Source organism: Clostridia bacterium (assembly GCA_036562685.1).
Lineage (GTDB): Bacteria > Bacillota > Clostridia > Christensenellales > DUVY01 > DUVY01.
On the sequence record DATCJR010000030.1, the window covers coordinates 1 to 13,026 of the forward strand.

The window sequence follows — 13,026 nt, forward strand, 5'->3', positions numbered from 1 at the left end:
GCGAATATATCTTTGCATATTATTATAATAATCTTTGATTTTGAAGTTAAAAATTGAAAATAGGCTAATGAAGATTATAGATTCTATAATAATAACTATGATAAATTTACTAACAGGAAACTCTTGATAATATCCAAAAACAAAATTATCTTTTTCGATCGTGAATGCACTTTTTCCTATATATTTATTGCCCAATAAAATATTTCTATTATTATAGACTACCGAAATATAATTAATATCAATCATTTCACCTAAATATTCTTCCATGTAATCCTTGCTCAAAACAAAGATACATCTAACTTTATATGTATTAAGTTTGTTCGGGCAATTATATATTATTGATAACAAGATTCCGCCTGCTTGAACGTAGCGTACATCACTAAAAATTTGCTCTTTTTGAGAATATATCGTGAAACCTTGCGCATCTCCATCAAAATAAAATTCCAACTCTGAATATGGTATTTTACCTTTTTCAGTCATGGCATATGAACTGCGATCAAACATGATTAAAGTTTCGCAAGAAAAACCTATAAGCGCATTGTAATTAATAATACTGCGCTGTGCTTCATAAATATCTAAAGGAAAAATATTGGCGAATCCTTCTTCATCCAAAACACTCATATTTTGGACCCATTTATCCTCGGCGATAATCGTATTAACGAATTCTATTTTTTTATGAATACTATCATAATAATGCATAAGTGTATTTGCATCTTTTCGTGCCTCATTTTTTCTTCCAGCATTAATTAACACTAATGATAAGATGATGGATAAACAATAAAAAAATATAGTCAGAACATAAAGCAATAAAAAAATCTTTTTCTTTTGTTTCTTCATTATAATCTCATTTATCTATTGAATTGTCATAATATGATTAGCAATCTATTCATTATTAAAACACATAATTTAATTATATGTTTTTGATTGATATAGTCAAGATAAGCATTATTTTTCTTATATGATTTAGTTGTTGTTTTAATAAAAAATGTCCTTACTATAACAGTAAGGACATTTTTTTCTAAGAACTTTTTGATATATAAAGCTTTTTGCTAATTCTTATTCTTCATCTTGCAATGCGTCAAAGCCTTCTTCGCCAGTACGGACTTTTATAACATTTTCTACATCATATACAAAAATCTTACCGTCGCCAATAGAGCCAGTATAAAGTGCTTTTTTGGCTGTTTCTATTACTGTGCTGACAGGAATTTTGCATACGACTATTTCAAGACGAATTTTGGGCAATAATTTGACGCCGACTTCTACACCGCGATAAAACTCAGTCTTATAGCCTTTTTGCATTCCGTAACCCATTACATTGGTAACAGTCATGCCTGTAATGCCAATTTTATTGAGAGCTTCTTTCAGAGTTTCAAATTTTGATTCATTAGTAATAATATCAATTTTGGTCATCTTGACATCAGAAGCTGATGAAGACTTAGGCTTATGAACAACAGGTACAGCCTCTTCCATTAATACGGGTTGAGCAACTTCACCCATTTCCTCATGCGCTCCGTCAAATCTTATTTCACTAGACGGCATAAAATCAGCATATGCGCTAACAAGACCGTGTTCAGATATATCAAGACCAGCAAGCTCTTCTTTTGCACTGACTCTAATACCTACTGTCTTTTTCAAAATAAAGAACAATAGTGTCATTGTAACGCCTACCCATGCAATAACTACTAATACGCCTAGAGTTTGCACGCCTAGCAATTTTGCGCCGTGTCCATAGAACAATCCTTCACTTTCTGAAAACAATCCAACGAGAATTGTGCCAACTGCACCGCAAACGCCATGAACTGCAACAGCGCCAACAGGATCGTCAATTTTTAGCACTTTATCCAAGAACTGAACAGCAAACACTACCACTACTCCACCAACTATACCAATTATAAGCGCACCTAAAGGAGATACAGCGTCGCAGCCTGCCGTAATCGCTACAAGTCCGCCTAAAGCACCATTTAGTGTCATTGATATATCAGGCTTTTTAAATTGAATCCATGTTATAATCATAGCCACAGTCGCACCAGCACAAGCCGCTATATTTGTATTAAAAAATACTTTTCCTATAGCTAACAAATCTCCGTCAGAAGATGCTGCCAATTGTGAGCCAGGGTTAAATCCAAACCATCCAAACCAAAGGATAAATACACCCAAAGCGCCTAAGGTAATGCTATGTCCCAAAATAGCCTTGGGCTTTTTATCTTTACCATATTTTCCAATACGAGGTCCAAGCATTGCAGCACCAATGAAGGCAGCTACTCCGCCTACTAAGTGAACTGCAGTTGAACCCGCAAAATCATGGAAACCAAGTTTAGCAAGCCATCCGCCGCCCCAAATCCAATGTCCTGAAATAGGATAAATTATCGCAGTAATCACGATGCTATATATACAATAAGCGATGAATTTTGTACGTTCTGCCATAGCACCTGAAACAATTGTTGCTGCTGTTGCCGCAAACACTGTTTGAAAGATTACAAAAACTGAAGTAGGAATATTACCCGGTCCGTATTCTCCCAATATAAAGAAATCAGGTTTTCCAATCACACCGCCTAGCAATGACGAACCGTGCATTAGTCCAAAACCAATAATCCAAAACACTATTGCACCGAGCGCAAAGTCCATTAAGTTTTTCATTATAATGTTACCTGCGTTCTTGGCACGGGTAAAACCTGTTTCAACCATGGCAAAACCAGCTTGCATTGAAAAAACTAATGCTGTTGCCACCAAAACCCAAATCGTGTCTGTTGCTGAAAACATATCTTTTTCTCTCCTTATAAAAAAATAAGATGCGCCTTGGTTAAACCATTGGCACATCTTTGTGACCTGATTTTTTATAACTGTCTATCTTAATATTAATAAACGACAGTATCAAATTTTATAAAAAAAGGAGGCTCCTATACAGAAGCCTCCCCATTAAAGCTTACAAATAATATAATGTATTTTATACTAATAATCAAGTAAAATCTTATAAAATTATATAAATTTTTTTACAATGTGTTATTATATATACTTATATTGATGGTTTTATCCTTTTTTTTGGATTTCGTTCAAGGTTATTAGAAAAAATCTTTAATTTTCTTTAATCTTATTAATAATCTTAGGCAAAAAATAATTTATCGCTCTTTCTTCTATTTTCTGAGCTACATAAACCCAAGCATCCTTATATACTTTTAACCTCATTTTTACCATACCTTACTCCATTATGCTGCATCATTTTCTTTGACTGTATCAAAAGGCTTATTATCCTTAAACGGCAGTTCGATAATATGTCGTTTTGGAATAGGATGTCTTAAGTTAACGCTTGTAAATTCTTTGGTTTCGTTATTTTTTACAGTCTGGGCACGGTTTTGTTCCAAAAGCTTACAGATATTATTTACATCTATCCAAATTTCATTATTGCCATCTATCTGGCTTTCATCAAATATCAATTGTAATCCAAAATGCAAGTGGGGATTGGTTTTCATATTTTTGTTTTCTTTAAAACTATAACCTGTCGCTCCCATATAACCTATTACCTGTCCAGCTACGACTTTTGAACCTTTTTCTAAACCTTCAGCATATGGGCGATTTTTTCTCATATGTGCATAATAATAAAATCTTTTTCCGTCATTTGATCTAATACCTATACGCCATCCGCCGTATCTATTCCACCCAAACTCCGTAATTGTTCCGCCTTCTACTGCGATAATAGGTGTTCCAGTCGAACCAAAAATATCATGTCCCAAATGTATTCTTTTAAATCCATAATTGCGGCTGTTGCCAAAATCGTCATAAGCGGCAAAACCATAACCTTTTGCAAGCGGATGATAAGCGACTAAGCCATAGCCTTTTTGCCCATCATCTGTAACATAATGATCAAGAAAATTGGCAAATATAGCTCTATATGCTTCTAGATAATAATTGTAATACTTCTTATTACCCTTAATCATCTCTTCCATTTCTATACCGCTTTTTAGCTTATTAACGAGATTCTTAAGTGTATTAATGTCTTTTCTGCCAAAACGATTGCCGTTTTTGGCTGTAACATAAGCCAACATTTCGCACATATCGCAATGCACTTTTTCGTTGATAGTTTCTACATCATATTTATATGCAAGTTGCAAAACAGGATAAGAAACATTAAAATCCACCCATTTTATAAAATCACGTTTGGGTTCTGAAGCCGCAAAGCCGCATATAAACATAGATAATACCAATGTCATCAATGAAAGAGCCAATTTTTTCATAACATTATTATTTCAACACATAAAAATATTTATTCATAATTAATACATATATAAAAAAGCGGTGAAGATTCACCGCTTTTTGGAAAAAGATTTTTAAAAAACTATTGCGCAAAAACTCCTAATGTTTCAAAGAAAGTAACAAAACCGCCGTCTTTATAACTTTGTTGAGTTGTAACGTACCCTAATCCATCTGCATTGTATAATCCTGTTACTCGTTGAAAAATCATCAGTTCAAAAAGCTGGCTGGTAGAATTATAATAAGGAAAGACTGTATTTACATCAGATATGTTAACGCTTTTTGGACCAATCAGCTTGCCGTCTGGTCCCCAAATCATATCAAGATAATCTCTAGGACGACCGCTAAGATCTATAATATATCTTTCATCTGAACCTATCTTTCTTACTTCAGCTCTATAATAATCTAGATATTTGCCTACATATTTGTTCTTTTGAGAAAAATCTTCATAATCAAATATAGTTTTTATTTCGTTATTTGATACATCAAAAACATAAAAATATCCAAATCCTCCGCTACCTCCGGAATTTATGCCTAAAAATATCTGTTCCATACCATTGCCAATAAAATCTCCAAGCATAATATTGGCTCCATAGCCCGAATTAGTTTTGGGACGGATTGTATTAATTAAGACATTATCCATACCATAGATTTCTATAACAATATTATCAAAATACTGACCGCTAATTGGTTCGCCTTTTACAACAAGTTTGTTAATACTGTCTTTTGATATAACATTACCAAAAACTGTTTGCAAAATTTTAGACTTTTGTGCCTGATAATTATATGTATATACATCGTCATCTAAAAGAACATCAACTTGTTGAATGCTATCTTCCAACGGCAATGTCTTAGACAGGCTCTTTCTTCTTCCTGTTGATTTTCTCTTTAAATCAGGGCGAATATATCTTATAGGTGAATTAAAAATTTCTTGACTATCTAAGGTTTCAACTGTTAGGTTATGTATATTGATTTTCTTAAAATCAAAAAATCTATGTCTTTTTCTTGGATGATGCTTTTTCTTATGTTCTAATTCTTGTGATTGTTTCTTTCCATCTTTAATTTCTGGCTCATAAGGTAAAATTCTATATTCTGGTTCTTTGCATTTATCAGGACATTTTTCTTTATCTTTACATTTATCGGGGCATTTTTGATGTTCATCTCTACATTCATCAGGACATATATGCTTACATTTAGGACATCTTGGTTTGCATTCAGGACATTTTGATTCATTATCTATTTTAGGTTTTTCGTTTTCATCATAAGCTAAAGTTATGAGTTCTTTTTCATCTTCAATTATTTCGCACAGCGGATAATCTTCATCCAAGTCCTTGCCAAACACTCCTGCCATATGTACTTTTTCATATGAACTCAAAATCATAAGCATGCCCAATATAAGTATTATGGCAGAAAAAATTATTATCAAACTTTTTTTCATACAACACCTCAAAAAGAATTTAATCATTTAGTAGCTTGCGTATTTTTTGGAAAAAAATGTAAACAACTAAAATTCTTTTAATTTTGGTCAAAATTTATGATGTCATAAATAATCTTTATAAAACTATTGTCAAAGTTATATAAGATTTTTTTACAAATATTGAAATATGTTTATTTTTGTGCTATAATATAGGTAATGATAGGGAGGTACAATTATGGTAATGAAAAATGTAGTTTCATCTAGTATAAGGGCTATTGGATATGAAAACGGAATACTTCAAGTAGAATTTCACACAAAAGGAACATTCCGTTATTACAATGTCCCCTTATATATTTACAATGAATTGATGTCTGCTCCTTCGATTGGTGGCTACTTTTCACAAAGGATAAAACCGGCATATAAAGGTCACAAAGTTTAAACTGCTATATAAATTTATACCATATTAAAAAACCGATTAAATCACATCAGAAAAAATATGGAAGCTAAAGCCCATATATGAGTTTTAAGATTAAATCTTTAAGCGTATTCAAATAATCTTGAATCATTGTTTGAATACGCTTAAATTTTTATAACGACAAATAGATTTAAGAAAAATAGATTATTATCTATTAAATATTATGACCATATATCTTTTGGCTTTGGATTGACAGCATTACAATGCGGACATATTGGTGAACCATCTGAATTAAGATCTGTTATATTTCTATAATTCATCTGTGCATCTTTGTCTTGACAATATTTCCAATAATTATCAGCCGCATAGTTTTCACGCGATACTGTCTTTTCCTTTATTGCAGGATAATTTACTGATGTATAATAAAAAGATTTTCCGCAGTTTTCGCACATAATAGTGCTTAACTCCATTTTGCATTTTTTGCAATAAAACATTTTTCCGTTGGTTTCAAAAGTTCCGCCGCAAAAAGGACAAATGTCATGAGTTACCGAAACCTTTATCATAGCGTCCAATAAAAGTCTCTGGATACGCTTAAAACTGTTAACATCGTTAATTGAAACAGGCAATATGCCATAACTTATAGGAGTATTTGAATAATAAGTCGGAACCCGAAGTGCCTTTTCTGCTGTAAAAAATATATAATTATCTGCCTGATACTCTCGCGCAATATCATACAAAATGCTGTTAAAAAAGCCGGGACACTCATTATCTGGATCTGACATAAAAGGAATAAGTAATGTCACGTGCTTTTTTATGTCTGATGAAACAGTCATTACAACCGCTCCCATATTAAGACTAAGTATTTTAACAGGTAAAAGTTCTATATGCCATTTTTCAAATTCAAAATTTACACCCTTAAATTCTTTATTTTCAAAAATTAGGCTCTCATCAGTTCTAAATCTAAAATGCCCTATAGAAAATATAGTAAGCATAATGCAGAAGTTTTCATAATTTTTTTTAAGCGGATCTGAAATGGTTTTAAGTTCATTTAATTCTGCTGGATAATCTGCCCTGTCGAGTGTTTTTTTGAGGGTAAAGATATGACGGTAATCTTTGTGCATCGCCAAAATATTAGTTTTTGCTATCCTACGCCCTATTTTTGATTTTAGATTCTTTCTGTATATAGGCCTAGTATGATTGGCGGATATGCGGCTAATTATTCTATCAAAACCTTTGACATATTTTTCACACTTTTCTGTAAATAGTTCGTCGCTTTTTGCGTAACCTACATACAACTTTCCTAGAGCCAAATAATAATACATATGATTTGACTTGTCCATTGCACTCAGCTGAAAACTGATTTTATTATAAATAATATCTGTGAATATATTTTTATATTTTCGTAGAAGCGCTACCATCTGATCCATTGTACGGCAGAAAACCTTGTTTTCATAAATAGTGTAATCGTCTTCATAAACTTCGGTAAGCAGACGCATGGGCTTAATTCTACCGTTATCTATGCTTTTCCAGTGCTCTGGATGGGACATAATATGCCTTACTGTATTACGGTCAATTCTTTTTACCGCATATAGAGGCATTATAAATTCTTCTGATTTGAGATGTATAACAGGATGAATAAAAATATTCATGATGTAAGGCATTGTGCGGTTTATGCTTTCCAAAAGGGAATCCAGCCTCATAAAGTCAAATTTTGGAAAAAAAGAAAACAATACCATGTCTTCACAGGTCTTGCTGTCAAATTGAAGATAGGTCATATTTGGATTTTTTGAAAGAAATACATCTATACTTGCGTATTGCTCAGCTAAAAAGCTCTGAAAAGGATACAGTGGTACAAGATAGTTAAAATAACACCTTTCGCCAAAAAACTGTTCTTCTGTAACTGAAAAACTGTCGATTTCCTTTGTTTTTCGACCGTTGATATAAATCTCCGCGCCATCCCCTCGATTTATTGCCTGCGCATTTACGGGAAGAAAATAGTATTCGTTGTTAAGAACAAATTTTTTGACAGGCATATTAATTATCTTCCAACTGCCGTATGAATTGGGCACACTGATTAAAGTGCATGTTTTCAAAGCCTCTAATGAGTTGTGCCTTGTTTTCGACTACTTTTAACTCTAACTTTCTCAAAACCTTAGAATACATTATATTTTCAATAGCCCGGTGCTGTGTCTGACGGAACTTTTCAACCGTACTTACGTCAAAACAAGCCATATAGACCTTGACAAAATCCTCAATCTGCTTGAGAATACGGTTACCAAAAGAAATCTTATATGGAAGCAAAAGCTTTTCCACTCCTAAAACGCGCGGATCCGATTCTGCATTAAATTCAATCTTTTTTGCCGCCTCAAACAGCTCTTTTATCTTGTTGTATTCAAGAAAACGCATTGGAACATCAACTCTTTCGGACATTACCTTGGGAGCACGCTTATCAAAGTTCATGGTCTGAGCACGGTCATAGACCTTGTCGCTTATTTCAAAAGTTGATTCATCGCGATTGGCTGTTCCAATAAACCAAACATTAGGCGGAATTTTGATAGTATTTCCGTCAGTCAAGGCAAGGTATGAAGACTGTTTTTTATCTGTATCGGATTCTTTATTAGGCGGATATATTCGCCTGTTCAAAAGGGTAATGGCTCGCTGATCCTCTCTTGATTCCATAAGTGACAGAAAATCCGAGAAATAATATTCAATTCTGGACAAGTTCATTTCGTCCAATACTATAAAAGTAGGTATTTCGGGATTTAGCGCTGCTTTATATAAAAACTGTGTGAATTTTTTTGGAGTATAGATACCGTTGAATTCATTGTAGTATCCTAAAAGTTCGTTTTTATCTCTCCAAGACGATTCAACCTCTACTATTTCGCAGTTTCCACCTATTGCTTGCATAAATGCCTTGGGAAGACTGGTTTTTCCGGTACCTGACATACCCTGCAATATGCTCAAGCGTGAAGCACCCAAGCCTGCTATAAATGTAGCCACAGTATCATGAGTATATGACAGACGTTCAGGTGTGTTAGCTGCAAAATTGACGATAAAGTGCGTGATTGACTGCAACGTCGGATTTGGAAATGCCTGAGTTCTGAGTCTTTGAAGTTCTTCTTTATAAAAGTCTATTTTAGAGTCAAGGTCACTAAAAGCCGGACATGGATCAAAAGTTGTTGATAAATTGGCAGTATCAGAAGTTTGTGCAACGGTGTTTGAAATATTTTGACCTTTTATATTATCTGATTCTGTTACAGGAGATTTTTTGTTTTTGGTGCAGAATAAATGCATATATATTAAAACCACAAAGCCTATCAAAAATGGAATATAAGCAAGGGTACTAACTTTTACATATTCAGAAACTGTAATACTGCTACCAAATAATTCCTCCAAGGTTTTTCCAAAAGCAAGTTCAAAAATACTGTCAAATGTCGGCACCATCAGAACATAGAACAGACCTATTGTAAGGTAAGAGAATTGAAAGAACAAATTCATGTAAGAATATTGCATGGCAGAAGTACTATAATCATCAGAATCCACAATATAATTGAGAATAGTGAATATCAAGAACATTGCCGACATCATGCTTAATATTATCAGTAAGAACGCCACTATATTCCCCAAAATACTTTGAGAGGATAAACTCTTAAATATATCATAAGGCGTTTCCGACATTGATACTGTGCCAGCGGGAGCGTTTATATTTAGCGAATATAACCTGACAAAGAACATGCTAAACGTTATAGCTGTCATCAGTCCTTGAAAAATCAATTCGGTCAGTTTATTTTTGCGTCTTGTCTTTTTAATTTCGGTCTTTAGTATTTTTGCTTTTTCTTCTTCCTTAGCTCGGCCCGCAAAAGCAACAAATACTGTGTATAGCACATAAGCTATTAATACATTAATATAAGTTATAAAAAAGATCTCTTGACCAAAGATTTTAGATACCAGAGTTCTTACAAATGAAAAAAACATCAGAACAATACTCAAAGTGATGTTATAAATTGCAAAATATTTGCCTGATTTCAAAAAGCTAACTGTATCTATAAAAAATTTGACTATTAAATGCAAAAAGAAAATGCAGTTGATAATCAGCAAACATACGAAAAACACACTGAAAATCTGATAATAAAGGTCAAAATAGTTATAATTCTCGAATATGTTGGCTATAGAAGGATATATGCTTATGCCCTGTTTGGAAATGTCGGCACCAAGCGGCATATACACCAGCATAAACGAATTAACAAATAATGCTATAAGAGCTATGCATACCAAAGTGATAGATAAAAAATTTTGACCTGTTCCAGTTATATTTTTTTTCAAGCTGTCAATAGTGACCGGGTTGCTAGTTGTTTTAGGAGACTTTGGACTAGATGCAAAAATACTTACCGCAGCAAACAGTACCATAGCAATTATTAAAAACACGAATGGATAGAATTTTAGATTGGTGATTATTGATGCGATACATACAACCGCGGCACTTATAAAATTAATAAGTGCGCCAGTACGCAAATGTCCAAATTTGATTTCTTTGGAAACAAAAAAATTAATGTCAAATATTACGGTCAAAACAACACATACAAGAAATAAAAACAGGCACGCTAGTCCTATAAAAAATGTGCTTTCTGATGGACCGCTGGATAAATATTCTTTGGCGCTTTGAGCTCCAATTGGACATAAAAATAAAAGCAGTGATGTCAACAGCAAAAGAGCCGTGGATGCGGTCAACGAAATTATTGCCCTGATTTTTTCTTTCGTGTTTGCGTTCATTATTCTCCCCATTGTAAATATTTATTTATATTATAACATATAGACAATCAAACAGCACAAAAATAGCATAAAAACCTGAGAATTTGTTTGTGTAAGCAGATAAAATCATGTATTAATCTTTTTTTACATCTATAGAATGGTCATATTATACATAAAAAAAGACCACTAAACTAAGTGGTCTTTTTGGTCTGAGTGGCGAGATTTGAACTCACGACCTCATGGTCCCTAACCATGCGTGCTACCAGCTGCACCACACCCAGATATTGATTAATTTTTATATATTTTCAAACCATCAAAACAGCTATTATAATATAGCAACTTTTTGCAAAAGTTGCAAGACTTTTGATGTAAAAAATTAAAAATTCCTAAAACTGTTATTTATATAATATCCAAAACCTCTTTAATATCATTAACAATATATTCGGGATTATAGATTTTTAGTTCTTCATAAGGAAAACTTGAGGTTATAGCAATGCATTGCATGCCAGCTGCATGTGCAGCCTTTATACCATTGATTGCATCCTCTACTGCTATACATTGCTGCGGTTTTAATCCAAGACACTCAGCACCTTTTAGATATATATCAGGAAAAGGCTTTTTTCTTTTTACATCCTCGCCTGACACTATTGATTTAATATTTGATGTATCTATTTTTCCATACTTTATATTAATTTCAATTCTTCTTCTGTTGCCAGAAGAACAAATTCCCAATAAATATCCCTTTTTGTGCAATGAATTGATTACGTTATTGGAACATTCAAATGCATGCAGTTCTGTTTTTGCCATTTTTTCATAAATATCATAGGCATGATCTATAACTTCTGGAACGAATTTACCGCCATTTTTTTCCATAATGCCTCTAAGCACAGGTTCGGCTCCGCCACCCACAAAATCATGAAAATCTTCCATATGCCCTATTACGCCATAATCCTTAATAGCTTCCAAAAACGCTTTTTTGCCCATAAATTCGCTATTAACCAAAACCCCGTCCATATCAAATAATACGCCGCGAATATCTTTTAGCATATAAGCCCTCTTTAACTTTTGTTTAGTTTTATCTTAACACAAAACATACAAAATAAAAAACAAATTGCCAATATTTGATTTATTTTTCTTGACGTAAATCATTAAAACCAAATAACTTTTCTTTCGGTTAAAAAATTACCATAATATGTTATAATATCAAAATATACAAAAACACGAAAGAGAGCTAAAAAATATGTTAAAAAAATTTATAAGCTATTACAAACCTTACAAAAAGCTTTTCTTCTTTGATATGTTTTGTGCGCTGGTTATAGCTGTTGTCGACCTTATCTTACCTCAGGTTTTAAGATTTGTTAACCGTTTTCTGACCGCGGACAATGTAACAGATATTATGCAAACCTTGGGGCTCATAGGATTAACATTATTAGTTTTGTATATAATAAGGCTCGGAGCGCAATATTATGTCACCTCTTGGGGACATATTATGGGTTCTAGGATTGAAAGCGATATGCGCCAAAACTTGTTTTATCATTATCAGCGTCTTTCCTTTTCTTTTTATGACAAAAACAATACAGGCGAAATGATTTCCAAGCTTATCAATGACTTGTTTGATATTTCTGAACTTGCTCATCACGGTCCTGAAAATCTTTTACTTTCTATTCTAAAAATTATCGGCTCATTTTTGCTATTGATGTTTATTAATGTTCCTATAACTTTGATATTGTTATCTATAACATTGATAATGGTAATTTATAGCTATTTTAAAAACAAAAAAATGCGCGAAGTTTTTACTGAAAACCGCAAAAAGATCGCCAGCGTCAATGCAAGAGTCCAAGACAGTTTATTGGGAATTAAGGTAATCAAATCCTTTGCCAATGAAGAATTAGAAAATCAAAAATTTAATATATGCAATAATGAATTTCTTGAAACTAAGTCTGATTCATACAAGAATATGGGCAGTTATCATGCTGTCAATTCTTTTTTGGAAGGCATGCTTTATATAGTAACTTTGATAAGCGGCGGATATTTTGTATATAAGGGAATGTTAAGTGCTGCTGACCTTGCAATCTACTTTTTATATATCGGAATTTTTATCAGTCCGATTGATATGCTTATCAACTTTACCGAAATGTTCCAATGAGGATTTTCAGGCTTTAGGCGGTATATTGAAATTATAGAAACCGTTCCTGAAATA

The 13,026-nt window shown here is 33.0% G+C and carries 9 protein-coding genes and 1 tRNA gene; 2 read left to right on the plus strand and 8 right to left on the minus strand.

Annotated features, from left to right (window positions below):
* From VIL26_01135 to VIL26_01150, 4 genes are all read right to left on the minus strand, one after another.
* A partial coding sequence (locus VIL26_01135) for a hypothetical protein (GenBank protein HEY8389547.1) occupies positions 1 to 837 on the minus strand: 837 nt, incomplete at its 3' end.
* 219 nt (positions 838 to 1,056) lie between these two features.
* A complete protein-coding gene (locus tag VIL26_01140; protein HEY8389548.1) occupies positions 1,057 to 2,760 on the minus strand; it encodes an ammonium transporter in 1,704 nt (567 codons plus the stop codon).
* Between the two features lie 443 nt (positions 2,761 to 3,203).
* Complete coding sequence (locus VIL26_01145) at positions 3,204 to 4,229, minus strand: M23 family metallopeptidase (protein ID HEY8389549.1); 1,026 nt, start codon at positions 4,227 to 4,229, stop codon at positions 3,204 to 3,206.
* A 101-nt stretch (positions 4,230 to 4,330) separates the two neighbouring features.
* Positions 4,331 to 5,683, minus strand: coding sequence for a hypothetical protein (locus tag VIL26_01150; protein HEY8389550.1), 1,353 nt, complete (start codon positions 5,681 to 5,683; stop codon positions 4,331 to 4,333).
* Between the two features lie 214 nt (positions 5,684 to 5,897).
* Here VIL26_01150 and VIL26_01155 point away from each other — a divergent pair, with 214 nt between their 5' ends.
* Positions 5,898 to 6,101, plus strand: coding sequence for a KTSC domain-containing protein (locus tag VIL26_01155; protein ID HEY8389551.1), 204 nt, complete (start codon positions 5,898 to 5,900; stop codon positions 6,099 to 6,101).
* A gap of 197 nt (positions 6,102 to 6,298) precedes the next feature.
* On the opposite strand, the gene VIL26_01160 is transcribed toward VIL26_01155, so the two are convergent.
* The 4 genes from VIL26_01160 to VIL26_01175 all read right to left on the minus strand — a co-directional run bounded on the left by VIL26_01160 (position 6,299) and on the right by VIL26_01175 (position 11,873).
* Positions 6,299 to 8,110: a hypothetical protein gene (locus VIL26_01160; protein ID HEY8389552.1), complete on the minus strand. Its 1,812-nt coding sequence runs from the start codon at positions 8,108 to 8,110 to the stop codon at positions 6,299 to 6,301.
* 1 nt (position 8,111) lies between these two features.
* On the minus strand, positions 8,112 to 10,847 hold the full coding sequence (locus VIL26_01165; GenBank protein ID HEY8389553.1) for an AAA family ATPase: 2,736 nt from the start codon (positions 10,845 to 10,847) through the stop codon (positions 8,112 to 8,114).
* 184 nt (positions 10,848 to 11,031) lie between these two features.
* A tRNA-Pro gene (locus tag VIL26_01170) sits at positions 11,032 to 11,107 on the minus strand.
* A 118-nt stretch (positions 11,108 to 11,225) separates the two neighbouring features.
* Complete coding sequence (locus VIL26_01175; protein ID HEY8389554.1) at positions 11,226 to 11,873, minus strand: HAD family phosphatase; 648 nt, start codon at positions 11,871 to 11,873, stop codon at positions 11,226 to 11,228.
* Positions 11,874 to 12,066: 193 nt separating this feature from the next.
* Between VIL26_01175 and VIL26_01180 the strand changes: the two genes are divergently transcribed.
* Positions 12,067 to 12,972 (plus strand): ABC transporter ATP-binding protein, encoded by a 906-nt coding sequence (locus tag VIL26_01180; GenBank protein ID HEY8389555.1) that lies wholly within the window; start codon positions 12,067 to 12,069, stop codon positions 12,970 to 12,972.
* Positions 12,973 to 13,026: the final 54 nt, after the last annotated feature.